The following is a 16,907-nucleotide window of genomic DNA, read 5'->3' on the forward strand; positions in this document are numbered from 1 at the left end:
TGTCAGCCCACCCCGGCTTCGGACAGGCTGCGGAACAGGAAGGTCTTGCCTGAAGCGTAATCATAGGCAGGATCTTCCCAGGCGATCATCTTGCCGGGGTTGAGCAGCCCCTGCGGATCGGCCTGCCGCTTGAAGGCGAGCTGGGCTTCATCGGTCTGCTTCATGCCGCCCTCCTCCAGCGTGTAGCGATGCGGGTTGAAGATCGGCGCGCCCATCGCCTCATGGATCGCCATGATCTCCTCCAGCCGCTCTTCCGTGGTGAAGCGCACCAAAGGCAGCCCGAAGCAGGTGATCTTGCCGTCGAAGCGGACGAATTCGAGATGGCAGAGCACTTCATCGCCGAAGCGCGCATGGATCGCCTCGACCAGCTCGACCTGATCAGGGAACGGGTAGAGCACCTGGAGATAGGTGATGGCGGGGTCGACGCGCAGCGCCCTGAGCGTGGTGTGGTTCCAGCCGAGCTCATAGGCGGGCGGCAGGCCCTTCGCCTCCTCCGGGGAGAGCCTGTCCGAGCGCATCAGCAGTTCGGCGCCTCTGAAACGCCTCGCATAGGCCAGCAGCGAGTCGACCGCGAAATCCGCCGCCATGACGATGACGAGATGGCTGTCGCGCGGCAGGAATTTCCTGTGCCGCAGGAAATAATCATGAGGAGCCGGCGCAGCGACGACGGCAAGATTCTTCAGCGCCAGCCCGTCCTGCTCGCCCAGCCCATTGGCGAACTCCGTCGCGGCCCGCAAACTGCCGAAGCCGAGGATGATATCGACCCAGTCGTAAGCCGGCGCCAAGGGCATCTCGACCTCGGTGATGATGCCGTTGGTGCCATAGGCATGGGCGACCTTGTGCAGATCCTCGCCGCTCAACTCCAGAATGCGCGGAGAGGCCTCCATCGTCGCAACCTTGAGCGCGATGATGTTGCCCCAGTCGCGCAATCCGCCCCATTTGATCGAGCCGACGCCGCCCGAGCCGCCGGCGATGAAGCCGCCGATCGAGGCGGTCTGATAGGTCGAGGGGTGGAGCCTGAGCTCCTGGCGCGAATGCCGGCGCGTCTCGTCGTCGATCCGCGCCATGATCGCACCGGGCTCGGCGACATAGCGGCCGGGCGCGATCGCCTTGACCTTGTTGAAGCCGGAGAGATCGAGCAGCACGCCGCCCGAGAGCGGCATGGCCTGGCCGTAATTGCCCGTGCCGGTGCCGCGCGGCGTCACCGGAATGCCCAGCGCATGCGCCGCAGCGAGCACTTCCAGCACCTCTGCCTCGCTCGTCGGCGACACCACGATGTCGGCCGTGACATGGTCGAGCTGGCGCTTCAGCACCGGAGAGTACCAGAAGAAATCGCGGCTCTTCTGCTTCACCAGTGCCGGGTTGTCCTCGCTGCGGATGCCGCCGAGGCGCGCCTTCAACGCGGCGATGTCGTAGCGGGTGGTCATGCTCTGCCGCCCATCAGATGATCGAGCTCGCGATGGTCCGGCAGCGTCGTGTCGATCGCGCGGCCATTGACCAGCACGGTCCGGTCGGTCTGCGGACGGGCAAAGAACTCGGTCCAGTCGCGGGCACGGGTCAGGATCAGGTCGGCCGCTCCGCCCGGCGAGAGCACGCCGGCGCCCGCAGTGCCCATGAGCTCCGCCGGCGTCCGCGCCACCGCATTCGCCCAATCGGTTCCGGAATGATCGAACTGGAGGATGCGCGTGCCCTCCCGCAGCACCTCGATCAGGTCGAGGTCGCCATAGGCATAGAACGGGTCGCGGGTGTTGTCGGAGGCGATCATCACCGGCACGCCCGCAGCCTTCAGTTCATGCAGCGCCGTGACCCCGCGCCAGCGCGGCGTGCGGCCGGCCGCGCGATCCTGCAGATACATGTTGCACATCGGCAGCGAGACCACGCTGATCCCCGCCTCCCTGACCTTGGCGATGATGCGCGCCTCGTCATCGGGCTGCTGCACGGCAAGCGAGCAGCAATGCCCGCACAAGATCTTACCCGCGAAGCCATGGCGGATCGCGGCATCCGCGATGTTCTCCAGCGAACGCGCTTCAGGGTCATTGGTCTCGTCGACATGGAAATCGAGGTCGAAGCCGTTCTCGATCGCCGTGCGGAAGACGATGTCGAGCGCCGCATCGAGCTCCGGGATCATATAGCTGACGCAGCCGAAAATGCCGTCGCCATGCGCCTTCACGGCGGCCGTCACCGCCCGCATATGCTCGGGCTCGAGTGCGAACTGGATGCCGAACAGCGGCGATGCCTGCAGCGCGATACGGCCCGCCCATTCCGCCCTGAGCTCGGCGAAGACCGGCCAGGAAATGCCGATCTGCTTGCCGAGCGAATCGAGATGCGTCCGCATCGCCGCCGTGCCGTGGCTGAACGCACAACGCAGGCCGAACTCCATCCGGGTCCGCACGTCCTCCGCAGACCAGTTCGCCTCGCGGTCGATCAGGACATTGTTCAGCGCGCCCATGAAGCTGCCGTCCGGATTGCGCCGGCGCGGCCAGATATGGCCCTTGTCGAGATGGACATGGCAGTCGACGAGGCGTGGCAGCACGATGCCGCCGTCGAGATCGAAGCTGGCGCTTGCCTCCAGCGGTTCGGTTCCCGCCGGCAGGATCGAGACGATACGGCCATGCTCGACGCCGATATCGACCTTCGCCAGCCCATCCCGATCGGCGGCGAGCGAAGCGCCGTCGACCAGGCAGAGCGGCGCGCGGGCATTGGTCAGGCGAAAGGAGGTTGTGCCGGGCAGGGAAGCAAAACCGCTGGTCACGTCGTCATCTCTCCCGCTCGGCCTTGTATCCCTCTAAGCAGCGATCGATACCGGCCCGCAATGACGCGTGCAACCAAGACGGCGTCGCATCCGGGCTTGTCGCCGCCGGGCCGATCGCGCATGAGGACGGCTCGCGGACGAGACGAGGATTGTCAGACCATGCCGGATCAGGCGCGCATCATCGATGGCAAGGCGGCGGCGGCCGCACTACGGGCCGAGATCGGCCGCGAGGTCGCGGCGATCAAGGCGGAGCGCGGCCTCGTGCCCGGCCTGCATGTCGTGCTCGTCGGCGAGGATCCGGCAAGCCGTGTCTATGTCGCCTCGAAGGAGAAGCTCGCCGCCGAGATCGGCATGAACTCGGTCGCGCATCGGCTGCCGGCCGAGACCAGCGAGGCCGAGCTCCTGGCCAAGATCGCCAGCCTCAACGCCGACGACACCGTCGACGGCATCCTGGTGCAATTGCCGCTGCCCAGGCATATCGACACCGGCACGATCATCGACGCCATCGACCCCGCCAAGGATGTCGACGGCCTGCATCCGATCAATGCCGGCAAGCTCGCCGGCGGCAAGAACGGCCTCGTGCCCTGCACGCCGCTCGGCTGCATGCTGCTGCTGCGGCAGGCGCTGCCGGCGCTGTCGGGGCTGGAGGCCGTGGTGATCGGCCGCTCCGAGCTCGTCGGCCGCCCCGTGGCGCAATTGCTGCTGCAGGCCGACTGCACGGTGACGATCGCCCATTCCCGCACGCGCGACCTCGCCGCCGTGGTGCGCCGCGCCGATATCGTCGTGGCCGCGGTCGGCCGGCCGCATTTCGTCAGGGGCGACTGGATCAAGCCTGGCGCGGCCGTGATCGATGTCGGCATCAACCGCACGCCCGACGGCAAGCTGGTCGGCGATGTCGATTTCGCTGAGGCGATCCATGTCGCCGGCGCGATCACCCCTGTGCCCGGCGGCGTCGGCCCGATGACGATCGCCTGCCTGCTGCGCAACACGCTGACGGCGTTCAGGGCAAGGCGGGGATAAGCTCAGGCGCGTGAGCGCCGGAGCAGGTCTTCAATCGCACTCCGCAACGGCGGCAGATCATCGGTGACCATCGTCCAGACGATGTCGGGATCGACACGCCAGTACTCGTGGCGGATCAGATTGCCGATGGCTCTGACGTCCACCCAAGCGATCTCGGGACGCAAGGCGAGCAAGTCGTCAGGGACGTGCCGCACCGCCTCGGAGATGATTTCGAGTGATCGCTCGATCCCTCGCTGCACAAACAGAGCTCGGCCGAAGCCCGCGCTGTCATACGCCGAGGCGGCTTCCTCGATCAGCCGGATCGCCTCGAGGATGTCTTCGAGAACGACATCCACCCGCCTCGCCATCAGAAGACCCGGATGGCCTCGCTCTCGATCTGCGCTCTCAGCTTGGGGTGCAGACTCTTGCGTGTGGTGAGATCGATCTCGACCCCGAGTTCCCCGACGAGGAAGTTCCGCATCCCGGCGAGATCGATCAGCGAGAATTTTCGACCCGGCGCGACATCGATGAAGAGATCGATGTCGCTGTTGGCGGTTGCCGCGTTACGCACCGTCGAGCCGAAGAGATAGGCTGCCTGCGCGCCGCGGGCGCGCAGGGCGTCGGCGCGACGCGCGAGTTCGAAAGCAGCCTCTTCTCGTGTCATGGCGCCGATCCTACATCAGACCGGCTCGCGAACCAAAACCGACGCCGCGATCGAAAGAGCGCCGCCGCTCACATATGGATCGGGAGCTTGTCCACGGCGAGCGCAGCTTCCTTGACCGCCTCGGCGAGCGTCGGATGCGCATGGCAGGTGCGGGCGAGGTCCTCGGCCGAGCCGCCGAACTCCATCAGCACCGTGACCTCGGCGATCAGGTCGCCGGCATGGGGACCGATGATGTGGCAGCCGAGCACGCGGTCGCTCGCGGCATCCGCCAGGAACTTCACGAAGCCTTCGGTATGGCGCATGGCACGCGCCCGGCCATTGGCCGTGAAGGGGAACTTGCCGACCTTGTAGGCGACGCCTGCGGCCTTGAGCTCTTCCTCGGTCTTGCCGATCGCGGCGACCTCGGGAGCCGTGTAGACGATGCCGGGAATCGCGTCGTAATTCACATGGCCCGCCTTGCCGGCGATGATCTCGGCGACCGCCATGCCCTCATCCTCGGCCTTATGGGCGAGCATCGGGCCACGCACCACGTCGCCGATGGCATAGATGCCGGCGACATTGGTCTTGAAATGATCGTCGATGATGACACGGCCGCGCTCGGTCGCGACGCCGGCTGCTTCCAGGCCGAGCCCGTCGGTGTTCGGGCGACGGCCGATCGCGACCAGCACGATATCGGCTGACAGCGTCTTGGCCTCGCCCCCGGCGGCGGGCTCGACGGTGACGGTCGCGCCCTTCTTGGCCGTCTCGACCTTGGTGACCTTGGCGCCGAGCTGGAAGGTGAAGCCCTGCTTCTCCAGGATGCGCTGGAACTGCTTGGCGATCTCGCCATCCATGCCGGGCAGGATGCGGTCGAGATACTCGACCACGGTGACCTTGGCGCCGAGACGGCTCCAGACCGAACCGATCTCGAGCCCGATCACGCCGGCGCCGACCACGACCAGCTCCTTGGGCACGGCGGTCAGCTCGAGCGCGCCGGTCGAGGTCACGACGACCTTCTCATCGACGGTCACGCCCGGGAGGTTGGTGGATTCGGAGCCCGTCGCGATGACGATCGCCTTGGCCTCGAGCTCCTGCGTCTTGCCGTCCTCGGCGGTGACGACGACCTTGCCGGCCGCCGGGATCGAGGCCGTACCGTGGAAGGGCTCGATCTTGTTCTTCTTCAGCAGGAAGGCGACGCCGTTGACGTTGGCGTCGACCGTCTCCTGCTTGTGGACCAGCATCTGCTTGAGATCGAGCTTGGGCGTGCCGACCGTGATGCCGAGGCTCGGGAAGGTATGGCTCGCCTCCTCGAACATCTCGGAGGCATGCAGCAGCGCCTTGGACGGGATGCAACCGACATTCAGGCAGGTGCCGCCATGGGTCTTGCGCTTCTCCACCACGGCAACCTTGAGGCCGAGCTGGGCAGCGCGGATGGCGCAGACATAGCCGCCGGGGCCGGTTCCGATGACGACGAGATCGTAGGACATGGTCTCTCTTTCGGTCTGACTTATGGGTGTTGCGCCAGCGGCGCATTGAAGGACCAGATATGGCCGAACGGGTCGCGGATGCGGGCATAGCGCGCGCCCCAGAAGACGTCGCCCGCCGGCATGACGACATGGGCGCCGGCAGCCTCGGCGCGTGCCACCGCCGCATCGATATCGGCGGGTGCCGGCAGGTTGATGTTGATGGCCATGCTCGCGCCGCCCCGGCTCGGTGGCGCGAGCAGATCGCCGCCGAATTCGGGAAACTCGTCATGCAGCATGACCTCGCTGCCGAAGAGCGCGAGGTTGGCGTGCATCACGCGCGCGCCATCGTCGGCCATGGCCTTGAATGTGCACTGCGCGCCGAAGGCCCTCTCGTAGAAGGCAATCGCCTCGATGCCGCCCTTGACGCAGAGATGCGGCTGGATCGGAGGGGGATTGGATCCGAAGGCCATGTTCGATCTCCCTGCGGCTCAGATCAGCAGGCGCGCCGCCATCAGTGCCAGCCCCGCCGTGGCGACGAGCCAGACCAGGCTGCGCCAATATCGGATGCCGGCCAGATAGAGCGGCAGATAGACGATGCGGGCCGCGACCCAGACCGCGCTTCCCACAAGGCCTACCCCGTCCCCACGTCCGCTCGCGACCAGGGTCGCCGCCAGGATCGCGAAAGCCGCATAGGTCTCGACATAGTTGCGCAGCGCCCGCTCGGCCCGCCCGGCGATGACGCCTTGCGGCCTTACCCCTTCATCGCGCGGCCCGGCATTCCAGTCCGAGCCGAGCTCGCTTGTCGCCGCGATCGCCTGCGCTCCGATATGGACGAAGAGGAGCGCGACGCTCGCGACGATCAGGAAGAGCATGGGCTCGCTGTCTCAGAGGTCGAGCACGAGGCGCGCCGGATCCTCCAGCGCTTCCTTGATGCGGACGAGGAAGGTCACGGCCTCCTTGCCGTCGATGATGCGGTGATCGTAGGAGACCGCCAGATACATCATCGGCCGGATCACGATCTGGCCGCCGACGACCATCGGGCGCTCCTGGATCTTGTGCATGCCCAGGATCGCCGATTGCGGCGCGTTCAGGATCGGCGTCGACATCAGCGAACCGTAGACGCCGCCATTCGAGATGGTGAAGGTGCCGCCCTGCATGTCCTCGATCTTGAGGGCGCCGTCGCGCGCCTTCTTGCCGAGCACGCCGATCGCCTTCTCGACACCCGCAATCGAGAGCTGGTCGGCGTCGCGCACCACCGGCACGACCAGGCCCTTATCGGTGCCGACCGCAACCGCGATGTGATAATAGTTCTTGTAGACGATGTCGGTGCCGTCGATCTCGGCATTGACGGAGGGGATCTCCTTCAGCGCCTGCACGCAGGCCTTCACGAAGAAGCCCATGAAGCCGAGCTTCACACCATGCTTCTTCTCGAAGACATCCTTGTACTGGTTGCGCAACGCCATCACCGCCGACATGTCCACCTCGTTGAAGGTGGTCAGCATCGCAGCTGTCGCCTGGGCTTCCTTGAGGCGGCGCGCGATGGTCTGGCGCAGCTTGGTCATCTTGACGCGCTCTTCGCGCGAGGCGTCGTCGGGAGCCGACGGGGCGCGAAGCTGGATCGGCGCAGCCGGGGCGGCGGGCGCCGGAGCCGCGGAACCGGCGGCGATCGCGGCCAGCATGTCGCCCTTGGTGACGCGGCCATCCTTGCCCGAAGCGCTGACGCTCGCCGGGTCGACGCCGCTTTCGGCTGCGAGACGGCTGACGGCGGGGCCGGAATCGGCCGCCTTCGTCGCGGGCTTGATCGTCGTGTCGCCGGCGACCTCGCCGGACTTCTTCTCGGCAGCGGCGGAAGTCGCCTCGCCGGCCTTGCCAGCGGCCTGCGCCACAGCAGCGTCGGCCGTCTTCGCTTCGGCCTTGGCAGGAGCTGCGGCCTTGCCGTCGCCAGCCGTGATCATGCCGAGCAGCGCGCTGACGCCGACCGTGTCGCCTTCCTTGGCGACGATCTCGCCGAGCACGCCGGCGGCCGGCGCGTTGACCTCGAGCGTGACCTTGTCGGTCTCCAGCTCGACCAAAGGCTCGTCGGCCTTCACCGCGTCGCCCGGCTTCTTGAACCACTTGCCGATTGTGGCCTCGGAGACGGATTCGCCGAGGGTGGGTACGCGGATTTCGGTCGCCATGTCAGGCCTCTGTTGGTGTCTTTGTCTGGCGTGTCGTGAAGGGCGCTACTGGGGTCAGGCCGCGAAGGCTTCGTCCAGGAACGCGTTGAGCTGTGCGAGGTGCTTGGACATCAGGCCGGTCGCCGTCGCGGCCGATGCCGGGCGTCCGACATAACGCGGCCGCTTCGACTTCACTCCGGCATGGCCCAGCACCCATTCGAGATAGGGTTCGACGAAGGTCCAGGAGCCCATGTTCTTCGGCTCCTCCTGGCACCAGACCACGTCGGCGCCCTTGAAGCGCGCCAGCTCCTGCGCCAGCGACTTCAGCGGGAACGGATAGAGCTGCTCGACGCGCATCAGATAGACGTCGTCGATGCCGCGCTTCTCGCGCTCTTCCAGCAGGTCGAAATAGACCTTGCCGGTGCACAGCACGACGCGACGGATCTTGGCGTCCTTGACCAGCTTGGTGGTCGAGCGGCCGCGCTCGGCATCGTCATGCAGCACGCGATGGAAGGTCGAGCCCTCGGCGAGCTCGGCGAGGTCGGAGACGCAGCGCTTGTGGCGCAGCAGCGACTTCGGCGTCATCAGGATCAGCGGCTTGCGGAAGTCGCGCTTCAGCTGGCGGCGCAGGATGTGGAAATAGCTCGCCGGCGTCGAGCAGTTCGCCACCTGCATGTTGTCTTCCGCGCACATCTGCAGGAAGCGCTCCAGGCGTGCCGAGGAATGCTCCGGCCCCTGGCCCTCATAGCCATGCGGCAGCAGGCAGACGAGGCCCGACATGCGCAGCCATTTGCGCTCGCCGGACGAGATGAACTGGTCGAACAGCACCTGCGCGCCATTGGCGAAGTCGCCGAACTGCGCTTCCCAGCAGGTCAGGGCGTTCGGCTCCGACAGCGTGTAGCCGTATTCGAAGCCGAGCACCGCCTCTTCCGAGAGCATCGAATTGATGACCTCGTAGCGCGACTGGCCCTCGCGGATATGGTTCAGCGAGGTGTGGCGCGCCTCGGTCTCCTGGTCGATCAGCACGGAATGGCGCTGGCTGAAGGTGCCGCGCTCGCAATCCTGGCCCGAGAGCCGGACCGGGTTGCCGTCGAGCAGGAGCGAGCCGAAGGCCAGCGCTTCGGCCGTCGCCCAGTCGATGCCCTGCCCGGTCTCGACCGCCTTGCGACGGTTGTCGAGGAAGCGCTGGATCGTCTTGTGGACGTTGAAGCCGGGCGGGGTCGCGGTGATCTTCTCGGTGATCTCCTGGAGAACCGCAGCGGGAACGCCGGTCGCACCGCGACGCGGATCGTCCTCATCGGCGCGGATCGCCTTCATGCCGGCCCAGCGGCCGTCGAGCCAATCCGCCTTGTTCGGCTTGAAGGCCTGGCCGGCCTCGAACTCGATCTCGAGCTTGGCCTTCCAGGCGGCGCGCGCCTCGTCGACCTCGCCGGGCTGGATCACGCCCTCGGCCTCGAGCTTGGCGGAATAGAGCTCCAGCGTCGTCTTGTGGCCGCGGATCTTGCGGTACATCAGCGGCTGGGTGAAGCCGGGCTCGTCGCCCTCGTTATGGCCGAAGCGGCGATAGCAGAACATGTCGACCACCACCGGCTTGTGGAACTTCTGCCGGAATTCGATCGCGATCTTGGCGGCGAAGACCACCGCCTCCGGATCGTCGCCATTCACATGGAAGACCGGAGCCTCGACCATCTTGGCCACATCGGACGGATAGGGCGAGGAGCGCGAATAGCGCGGATAGGTGGTGAAACCGATCTGGTTGTTGATGATGAAATGCACGGAGCCGCCGGTGCGGTGGCCCTTCAGGCCGGACAGGCCCAGGCATTCCGCCACCACGCCCTGGCCGGCGAAGGCGGCATCGCCATGCAGCAGGAGCGGCAGCACCTTGGAGCGCTCGACGACATCGCCGAACTGGTCCTGCTTGGCGCGGACCTTGCCGAGCACGACGGGGTCGACGATCTCGAGATGCGACGGATTGGCGGTCAGCGAAACATGGACGTTGTTGCCGTCGAACTCGCGGTCAGACGAAGCGCCCAGATGGTACTTGACGTCGCCCGAGCCCTCGACGTCGTCGGGATGGAACGACCCGCCCTTGAACTCGTGGAACAGTGCGCGGTGCGGCTTGCCCAGAACCTGGGTCAGCACGTTGAGGCGGCCGCGATGGGCCATGCCGAAGACGATGTCGCGCACGCCGAGCGCGCCGCCGCGCTTGATGATCTGCTCCAGCGCCGGGATCAGCGCCTCCGCGCCATCGAGGCCGAAGCGCTTGGTGCCGGTATATTTAAGGTCGATGAACTTCTCGAAGCCCTCGGCCTCGACGAGCTTGTTCAGGATCGCCTTCTTGCCTTCGCGGGTGAAGGCGATCTCCTTGTCGGGGCCCTCGATCCGCTCCTGCAGCCAAGCCTTCTGCTCCGGATCGGAGATGTGCATGAACTCGATGCCGACCGTGCTGCAATAGGTCCGCTGCAGGATCGCGGTCATCTCGCGGATCGTGGCGAACTCCATGCCGAGCACGTTGTCGATGAAGATCTTGCGGTCGAGATCGGCCTCGGTGAAACCGAAGGCGGCCGGCGAGAACTCCTCGGGATCCCGGGCCTGCTCGATGCCGAGCGGATCGAGCTTGGCGTGGAGATGGCCGCGCATGCGGTAGGCGCGGATCAGCATGATGGCGCGCACGGAATCGCGCGTCGCCTGCTGCACGTCGGACGCGCTCAGGGCGGTGCCGGCGGCCTTGGCCTTGGCGCCGAGCTTGTCGGAGACGACCTTCTCGACCACGGCCCAGTTGCCGTCGAACGCCGAGACGAGCTCGCCATTGGCGGGAACCGGCCAGTTCGGCTTCTTCCAGGAGGCGCCCTTGGCGTTCTGGATGATGGCCGAGCCTTCGTCCTTCAACCCCGCGAAGAAACCCTGCCACTGCTCGTCGACCGATTTCGGATCGGCCTGATAGCGGGCGTAGAGATCCTCGATATAGGCTGCGTTGCCGCCATAGAGGAAACCCGTCTGGGCGAGAGCCTCGTTGATGTCCTGGCGAGCCATGGTCTGTCCTGCCTTTTCCTGCCTGCAGCGTCATGGTCGGCCTTGAGCCGACCATCTTTTCGGTAGTCCGGCGCGTCACGAGATGGTCGGGCCAGGCCCGACCATGACGCGCGCGACCCTCAGCCCTTCAACACGTCGACCAAGGTCTTTCCAAGGCGCGCCGGCGAGGGCGAGACCCGGATACCGGCCGCTTCCATGGCCGCGATCTTGTCTTCCGCGCCGCCCTTGCCGCCCGAGATGATCGCGCCGGCATGGCCCATGCGACGTCCGGGAGGCGCCGTGCGACCGGCGATGAAGCCGACCATCGGCTTCTTGCGGCCGCGCTTGGCTTCGTCCTTGATGAACTGCGCCGCGTCCTCTTCCGCCGAGCCGCCGATCTCGCCGATCATGACGATCGACTTGGTGTGCTCGTCGGCCAGGAACATCTCGAGCATGTCGATGAACTCGGTGCCCTTGACCGGATCGCCGCCGATGCCGACGGCCGTGGTCTGGCCCAGGCCCTCGCGGGTGGTCTGGAACACCGCCTCATAGGTCAGCGTGCCCGAGCGCGAGACGATGCCGACAGAGCCCGGCTTGAAGATGTTGGCCGGCATGATGCCGATCTTGCTCTCGCCCGCCGTGACGACGCCGGGGCAGTTGGGCCCGATCAGGCGCGACTTGGAGCCCGAGAGCGAGCGCTTGACGCGCACCATGTCGAGCACCGGGATGCCCTCGGTGATGCAGATGATCAGCGGGATCTCGGCGTCGATCGCCTCGCAGATCGCGTCGGCTGCACCCGGAGGCGGGACATAGACGACGGAGGCCGTGGCGCCGGTCTTCTGCTTGGCCTCGAAGACGGTGTCGAAGACGGGCAGGCCGAGATGGAGCGAACCGCCCTTGCCCGGCGAGGTGCCGCCGACCATCTGCGTGCCATAGGCGATCGCCTGCTCGGAATGGAAGGTGCCGTTCTTGCCGGTGAAGCCCTGGCAGATGACCTTGGTGTTCTTGTCGATCAGGATGGACATGGTTTCTCCTCAGGCCTTCTTGATCGCAGCCACGATCTTCTGGGCGGCATCGTCGAGATCATCGGCGGAAATGACGTTCAGTCCGGAGGACGAGATGATGTCCTTGCCTTCCTGCACATTGGTGCCCTCGAGGCGCACCACCAGCGGAACCTGAAGCCCGACCGCCTTCACCGCGGCGATGACGCCGCGCGCGATGACGTCGCACTTCATGATACCGCCGAAGATGTTGACCAGGATGCCCTTCACCTGCGGATCGGCGGTGATGATCTTGAAAGCCGCCGTGACCTTCTCTTCCGTGGCGCCGCCGCCGACATCGAGGAAGTTCGCCGGCTCCTCGCCATAGAGCTTGATGATGTCGAGCGTCGCCATGGCGAGGCCCGCGCCGTTGACCATGCAGCCGATCGTGCCGTCGAGCGCGATATAGGCAAGGTCATATTTCGAGGCCTCGATCTCCTTGTCGTCCTCCTCGGTCGTGTCGCGCAGCGCCACGATCTCGGGGTGACGGTAGAGCGAGTTCGAGTCGAAGGAGATCTTGGCGTCCAGGCACTTGATCTGACCCTGCGTCGTCACGATCAGCGGGTTGATCTCCAGCATGTCCATGTCCTTGGACACGAACGCCGTGTAGATCTGGCTCAGCACCGTGCCGGCCTGCTTGGCGAGATCGCCGGAGAGGCCGAGGATCCGCGCCATGGTGCGGCCGTGATGAGGCATGATGCCGGTGGCGGGATCGACCGAGAAGGTCTCGATCTTCTCCGGCGTGTCATGGGCGACGGCCTCGATGTCCATGCCGCCCTCGGTCGAGATCACGAAGGCGACGCGCGAGGTCTCGCGATCGACCAGGGCCGAGAGGTAGAACTCCTTCTCGATGTCCGAGCCGTCCTCGATATAGAGGCGGTTGACCTGCTTGCCGGCTTCGCCGGTCTGCGCGGTCACCAGCGTGTTGCCGAGCATTTCCTTGGCGTGGCTCTCGACCTCGGCGACCGACTTGGCCAGCCGCACGCCGCCCTTGGCGTCAGGGCCGAGTTCCTTGAACTTGCCCTTGCCGCGGCCGCCGGCGTGGATCTGGCTCTTCACCACATAAAGCGGTCCGGGCAGCTTCTTGGCGGCCTCGACGGCCTCGGCGACCGTCAGCGCCGGGAAACCGGCGGAGACCGGCGCGCCGAACTCCTTGAGAACCGCCTTGCCCTGATATTCGTGGATGTTCATGTGCTCGGTTTCCCTGAAGCGAAGGTTATTTTGGCAGTCGGCAATAGGCAGTCGGCAGTAGAGAAGCGAGCTGGCGCCATTTGCACGACTGCCGACGGCCTATTGCCGACTGCCCTTATGTCACGCCAATGACGGATCGATAGCCTTGCAGGCGTCGATGAGGGTCTGGACCGAAGCCACCGACTTCTCCAGCATCGCCTTCTCGGCGCCGTTGAGGCGGATCTTGACGACCTTCTCCACGCCCTTGGCGCCGATCACCACCGGCACGCCGACGAACATGTCCTTGACGCCGTACTGGCCCTTGAGCGCGGCCGCCGCCGGCAGGACGCGCTTCTGGTCCTTGAGATAGCTCTCGGCCATCGCGATCGCGGAAGCCGCGGGCGCATAAAAGGCCGAACCGGTCTTGAGCAGGTTGACGATCTCGCCGCCGCCCTTGCGGGTACGCTCGACGATGGCGTCGAGGCGCTCCTGGGTGGTCCACTTCATCTTGACGAGATCAGGCAGCGGGATGCCGGCGACGCCCGAGTAGCGGACGAGCGGCACCATGTCGTCGCCATGGCCGCCGAGCACGAAGGCCGAGACGTCCTTGACCGAGACCTTGAACTCGTCGGCGAGGAAGTGGCGGAAGCGGGCGCTGTCGAGCACGCCGGCCATGCCGCAGATCATGTTGGGCTTGAGGCCGGAGAATTTCTGCAGCGCCCAGACCATGGCGTCGAGCGGATTGGTGATGCAGATGACGAAGGCCTTGGGGGCGTATTGCTTGATGCCCTCGCCGACCGACTTCATCACCTTGAGGTTGATGCCGATCAGGTCGTCGCGGCTCATGCCGGGCTTGCGCGGCACGCCGGCGGTGACGATGATCACATCGGCGCCCTTGATGTCCTCATAGGACTGCGTGCCGGTATAGCTCGCATCGAAGCCATCGACCGGCGCGGATTCGGCGATGTCGAGGCCCTTGCCTTGCGGGATGCCCTCGGCGATGTCGAACATGACGACGTCGCCCAGTTCCTTCAGACCGGCCAGGTGCGCGAGCGTTCCGCCGATCTGGCCGGCGCCGATGAGGGCAATCTTCTTGCGGGCCATATCCTAGTCCTTGTCCTTAGGTGCTGCGGGAGGCCGGTGGCCGGCCGAAACCGTGGGTTTCTTTGGCCCAAACGGGGCTTTTGCCGCAACCCTGTCCTTTGCGGGGATGAAGACCGGTCTCGATGCGCGCCAGTTTGGAGCCCAACCGACCAATCGGCCTGATTTCAAGCACTTGCACCGGGCGAAAATGCGGCCGCCTTGTCCAAGGTCGAGAAAACCGACAATGACAATTTACAGAATTTGTAATTTGTCACAAGATTTTTCAGATGATCCCGGTCTCCAGCACGCGCAGTGCGACGCGGATCAGGGTGGCCAGGCGCATATCGACGGAGGCCTGGGGCACATCCGCCTCGAGCGCCAGCGCGGCCGGATGAATGAAGCGATGCGTGGCATCGATGACGAAGGCGATGGCGCGGTCGCGGTCGCGCGGCTCGAAGGCGCCCGACGCAATGCCCTCGTCGATGACCCGCTCGAACAGCGCCCGCACGCGGGTACGGTTGCGCCGGCTGATCGCGTGGCGCTTGGCGACCGCCTGCGAGAGCGCGGCGAAGAGATGCGGATCCTCGCTCAGCAGATCGCGATTGCCCTTGGCCAGCGCCAGGATCAACCGTTCGAGCTTGTCGGCGGCGGGGTCGGGTCCATCGGCGATGTCGGCGAGGCGCCGCTCGGTCGTCTTCAGCCAGACATCGACGACCGCATCGACCAGCGCCCCCCGCGACGGGAAGTAGCGATAGACATTGGCATGCGTCATGCCTGCCTCCGCCGCCACCGCCACGACGGTGAAGCGCTTCAGCCCGAACTGGCGCAGATGCTCGCTGGCGACCGAGAGGATGCGGGTCTCGCTCGGCTCGCGCATCGGCATGATCGGGAACTCAGCCTTGTTCGATCTGGGAAAGGAGCACCTTCGTCATCAAGATGACGCGTTCGGCTCCGTGGAATTCATCGCGAAGATGCACGAAACCCAGCTTCGCATAAAATCCTTCGGCATTGACCGATGACGGCACCGTGACTTGGCCGAGCCCCTGCTCGGCGGCGATTGCCAGAACGCTCTCCATCAATCGCGCGCCGATGCCTTGGCCTTGCCGATCCGGCCTGACGAAGACGCTGCGCACCCAGTTTCCATGCAGGCTGGCCGTGCCGGCGATATCGCGCTCCGTCATCGCGATCAAAACACTGCGATCGCCCATGCGCAGGGCAACCTTGTCGCTGGAAAAGTTGGCTATGACCGTCTCCAAAATGTCTGGAGAATAGTACCGCGCATTCGTTTCGCGCAGCGTGCGTATAATGAGATCGCTGATGATTTGCGCGTCGGCAGACGTTGCCCGCCTGATCTCCAGGACGTGTTTGCCTGCCATCTCTCAGGTTTCCACCAATCCGCCGCTGTCGCCGCTCGCGGCGGAATCGGCGCGACCATGCGGCAAGGCGAGATAGTCGTCGGAGCGCATCTCGATCAATCGCGAGACCGTGCGGTCGAACTCGAAGGCCTCGCGGCCATTGCCGTCCTTGTAGAGTTCCTGCGGCTCGGCCGCCGCCGAAGCGACGAGCTTGACGTGGTGCTCATAGAGCGTGTCGATCAGGATGATGAAACGCTTGGCCTCGTTGCGCCGGTCTCGCGCCAGCGCCGGGATGTCGTCGAGCACCAGCGTGTGGAAGCGCTGCGCCAGCGCGATATAGTCGGAGGCGCCATAGGCTTGGCTGCAGAGGTCGGAAAAGCTCGCCCGCGCCACGCCGCCGGCCGCCTGCGGAATCCGCATCTCATGGCCCTTGACCGACAGGGTCACCCGCACCCCATGCGCCGCACCGGAGACGCGCCGGAACGCCTCATCGAGCGCAGCCCGCGCCGTCGCATCGGCCGGAACGTGATAGGTCGGAGCACCGCCGAGCTTCTCCAGGCGGAAATCGGTGCGTGCATCGAGCCTGAGCACCTCGACCCTCTCGGTCAGCAGCGCGATGAAAGGCAGGAACAGCGCCCGGTTGAGCCCGCCCTCGTAGAGCCGCGACGGCTCGACATTCGAGGTCGCGACGACGACGACGCCGGCCGTGAACAGCGCCGTGAACAGCCGGCCGAGGATCATCGCATCGGCGATGTCGGTGACCGTGAACTCGTCGAAGCAGAGCAGGTTGGCCTCGGCCGCCAACTCGGCCGCGATGGGTGCGATCGGATCGGGCTCCTTGACCTCGCCGGCCTTGAGCTTCTGCCGGTAGGCAAAGATGCGCGAATGCACGTCGGCCAGGAACTCGTGGAAATGCACGCGTCGGCGCTTCGGCACCGGTGCGGCGTCATAGAACAAGTCCATCAGCATGGTCTTGCCGCGCCCGACCGAGCCCCAGATGTAGAGCCCCTTGGGAGCCTCGGATGAGCTCTGCTTGCCGCCCAGCAGCCAGCCGAGCGCACTGCTCTTCCGACCCAGGCGGCGCGCGCCCAGGGCCTCGGCCAGCGCCGCAAGGCGCCTGACCACGGCAACCTGCGCCGGATCGCGCTCGATGGCGCCCGCCTCGACCAAGGCGAAGTAACGGTCTGAAATCGAGGCGGACATGGCTCGGGATCGTCGGCGGAAGGGAATT

General features: G+C 65.8%; 16 protein-coding genes. 1 reads left to right on the forward strand and 15 read right to left on the reverse strand.

Annotated features, from left to right (window positions below; translation table 11 throughout):
* Positions 1 to 2 precede the first annotated feature (2 nt).
* Complete coding sequence (locus CYD53_RS12670; protein ID WP_103718451.1) at positions 3 to 1,427, reverse strand: FAD-binding oxidoreductase; 1,425 nt, start codon at positions 1,425 to 1,427, stop codon at positions 3 to 5.
* Entirely contained in the window at positions 1,424 to 2,752 is a 1,329-nt protein-coding gene (locus tag CYD53_RS12675) for a cytosine deaminase (RefSeq protein ID WP_103718452.1), read from the reverse strand. Before CYD53_RS12675 ends, CYD53_RS12670 begins: the two co-directional genes overlap by 4 nt.
* A gap of 159 nt (positions 2,753 to 2,911) precedes the next feature.
* Between CYD53_RS12675 and folD the strand changes: the two genes are divergently transcribed.
* Positions 2,912 to 3,772, forward strand: coding sequence for a bifunctional methylenetetrahydrofolate dehydrogenase/methenyltetrahydrofolate cyclohydrolase FolD (gene folD, locus CYD53_RS12680; protein ID WP_103718453.1), 861 nt, complete (start codon positions 2,912 to 2,914; stop codon positions 3,770 to 3,772).
* 2 nt (positions 3,773 to 3,774) lie between these two features.
* Here the strand turns inward: folD and CYD53_RS12685 are convergent, their stop codons facing one another.
* The 13 genes from CYD53_RS12685 to zapE all read right to left on the reverse strand — a co-directional run bounded on the left by CYD53_RS12685 (position 3,775) and on the right by zapE (position 16,879).
* The gene (locus CYD53_RS12685; RefSeq protein WP_181011840.1) at positions 3,775 to 4,107 is read right to left on the reverse strand and encodes a HepT-like ribonuclease domain-containing protein; all 333 of its coding nucleotides are present in this window, start codon (positions 4,105 to 4,107) and stop codon (positions 3,775 to 3,777) included.
* Between the two features lie 11 nt (positions 4,108 to 4,118).
* On the reverse strand, positions 4,119 to 4,415 hold the full coding sequence (locus CYD53_RS12690; protein ID WP_103718455.1) for a nucleotidyltransferase family protein: 297 nt from the start codon (positions 4,413 to 4,415) through the stop codon (positions 4,119 to 4,121).
* 68 nt (positions 4,416 to 4,483) lie between these two features.
* Positions 4,484 to 5,881 carry a dihydrolipoyl dehydrogenase gene (gene lpdA / locus CYD53_RS12695; protein ID WP_103718456.1) on the reverse strand — a complete coding sequence of 466 codons (1,398 nt, stop codon included), beginning with the start codon at positions 5,879 to 5,881 and terminating at the stop codon, positions 4,484 to 4,486.
* 20 nt (positions 5,882 to 5,901) lie between these two features.
* Positions 5,902 to 6,330: a VOC family protein gene (locus tag CYD53_RS12700; RefSeq protein ID WP_103718457.1), complete on the reverse strand. Its 429-nt coding sequence runs from the start codon at positions 6,328 to 6,330 to the stop codon at positions 5,902 to 5,904.
* An 18-nt stretch (positions 6,331 to 6,348) separates the two neighbouring features.
* Positions 6,349 to 6,732 carry an MAPEG family protein gene (locus CYD53_RS12705; protein ID WP_103718458.1) on the reverse strand — a complete coding sequence of 128 codons (384 nt, stop codon included), beginning with the start codon at positions 6,730 to 6,732 and terminating at the stop codon, positions 6,349 to 6,351.
* Between the two features lie 12 nt (positions 6,733 to 6,744).
* Positions 6,745 to 8,037 carry a 2-oxoglutarate dehydrogenase complex dihydrolipoyllysine-residue succinyltransferase gene (gene odhB, locus CYD53_RS12710; RefSeq protein WP_103718459.1) on the reverse strand — a complete coding sequence of 431 codons (1,293 nt, stop codon included), beginning with the start codon at positions 8,035 to 8,037 and terminating at the stop codon, positions 6,745 to 6,747.
* 54 nt (positions 8,038 to 8,091) lie between these two features.
* The gene (locus tag CYD53_RS12715; protein WP_103718460.1) at positions 8,092 to 11,049 is read right to left on the reverse strand and encodes a 2-oxoglutarate dehydrogenase E1 component; all 2,958 of its coding nucleotides are present in this window, start codon (positions 11,047 to 11,049) and stop codon (positions 8,092 to 8,094) included.
* 119 nt (positions 11,050 to 11,168) lie between these two features.
* Positions 11,169 to 12,053, reverse strand: coding sequence for a succinate--CoA ligase subunit alpha (gene sucD / locus CYD53_RS12720; RefSeq protein ID WP_092171981.1), 885 nt, complete (start codon positions 12,051 to 12,053; stop codon positions 11,169 to 11,171).
* 9 nt (positions 12,054 to 12,062) lie between these two features.
* On the reverse strand, positions 12,063 to 13,259 hold the full coding sequence (gene sucC / locus CYD53_RS12725; protein ID WP_103718461.1) for an ADP-forming succinate--CoA ligase subunit beta: 1,197 nt from the start codon (positions 13,257 to 13,259) through the stop codon (positions 12,063 to 12,065).
* Positions 13,260 to 13,379: 120 nt separating this feature from the next.
* The gene (gene mdh / locus CYD53_RS12730; protein ID WP_103718462.1) at positions 13,380 to 14,342 is read right to left on the reverse strand and encodes a malate dehydrogenase; all 963 of its coding nucleotides are present in this window, start codon (positions 14,340 to 14,342) and stop codon (positions 13,380 to 13,382) included.
* A 262-nt stretch (positions 14,343 to 14,604) separates the two neighbouring features.
* Entirely contained in the window at positions 14,605 to 15,204 is a 600-nt protein-coding gene (locus CYD53_RS12735) for a TetR/AcrR family transcriptional regulator (protein ID WP_245928214.1), read from the reverse strand.
* A gap of 10 nt (positions 15,205 to 15,214) precedes the next feature.
* Complete coding sequence (locus CYD53_RS12740; RefSeq protein WP_103718463.1) at positions 15,215 to 15,697, reverse strand: GNAT family N-acetyltransferase; 483 nt, start codon at positions 15,695 to 15,697, stop codon at positions 15,215 to 15,217.
* 3 nt (positions 15,698 to 15,700) lie between these two features.
* A complete protein-coding gene (zapE, locus tag CYD53_RS12745; RefSeq protein WP_103718464.1) occupies positions 15,701 to 16,879 on the reverse strand; it encodes a cell division protein ZapE in 1,179 nt (392 codons plus the stop codon).
* Positions 16,880 to 16,907: the final 28 nt, after the last annotated feature.

The organism is Allobosea psychrotolerans (assembly GCF_002917105.1).
Lineage (GTDB): Bacteria > Pseudomonadota > Alphaproteobacteria > Rhizobiales > Beijerinckiaceae > Allobosea > Allobosea psychrotolerans.

Coding starts and splice junctions, on each gene's coding strand:
- zapE (WP_103718464.1), bottom strand. CDS start 16,879: ATGTCCGCCTCGATTTCAGACCGTTACTTCGCCTTGGTCGAGGCGGGC.
- sucD (WP_092171981.1), bottom strand. CDS start 12,053: ATGTCCATCCTGATCGACAAGAACACCAAGGTCATCTGCCAGGGCTTC.
- CYD53_RS12715 (WP_103718460.1), bottom strand. CDS start 11,049: ATGGCTCGCCAGGACATCAACGAGGCTCTCGCCCAGACGGGTTTCCTC.
- mdh (WP_103718462.1), bottom strand. CDS start 14,342: ATGGCCCGCAAGAAGATTGCCCTCATCGGCGCCGGCCAGATCGGCGGA.
- CYD53_RS12705 (WP_103718458.1), bottom strand. CDS start 6,732: ATGCTCTTCCTGATCGTCGCGAGCGTCGCGCTCCTCTTCGTCCATATC.
- CYD53_RS12700 (WP_103718457.1), bottom strand. CDS start 6,330: ATGGCCTTCGGATCCAATCCCCCTCCGATCCAGCCGCATCTCTGCGTC.
- CYD53_RS12740 (WP_103718463.1), bottom strand. CDS start 15,697: ATGGCAGGCAAACACGTCCTGGAGATCAGGCGGGCAACGTCTGCCGAC.
- sucC (WP_103718461.1), bottom strand. CDS start 13,259: ATGAACATCCACGAATATCAGGGCAAGGCGGTTCTCAAGGAGTTCGGC.
- CYD53_RS12735 (WP_245928214.1), bottom strand. CDS start 15,204: ATGCCGATGCGCGAGCCGAGCGAGACCCGCATCCTCTCGGTCGCCAGC.
- CYD53_RS12670 (WP_103718451.1), bottom strand. CDS start 1,427: ATGACCACCCGCTACGACATCGCCGCGTTGAAGGCGCGCCTCGGCGGC.
- odhB (WP_103718459.1), bottom strand. CDS start 8,037: ATGGCGACCGAAATCCGCGTACCCACCCTCGGCGAATCCGTCTCCGAG.
- CYD53_RS12690 (WP_103718455.1), bottom strand. CDS start 4,415: ATGACACGAGAAGAGGCTGCTTTCGAACTCGCGCGTCGCGCCGACGCC.
- folD (WP_103718453.1), top strand. CDS start 2,912: ATGCCGGATCAGGCGCGCATCATCGATGGCAAGGCGGCGGCGGCCGCA.
- lpdA (WP_103718456.1), bottom strand. CDS start 5,881: ATGTCCTACGATCTCGTCGTCATCGGAACCGGCCCCGGCGGCTATGTC.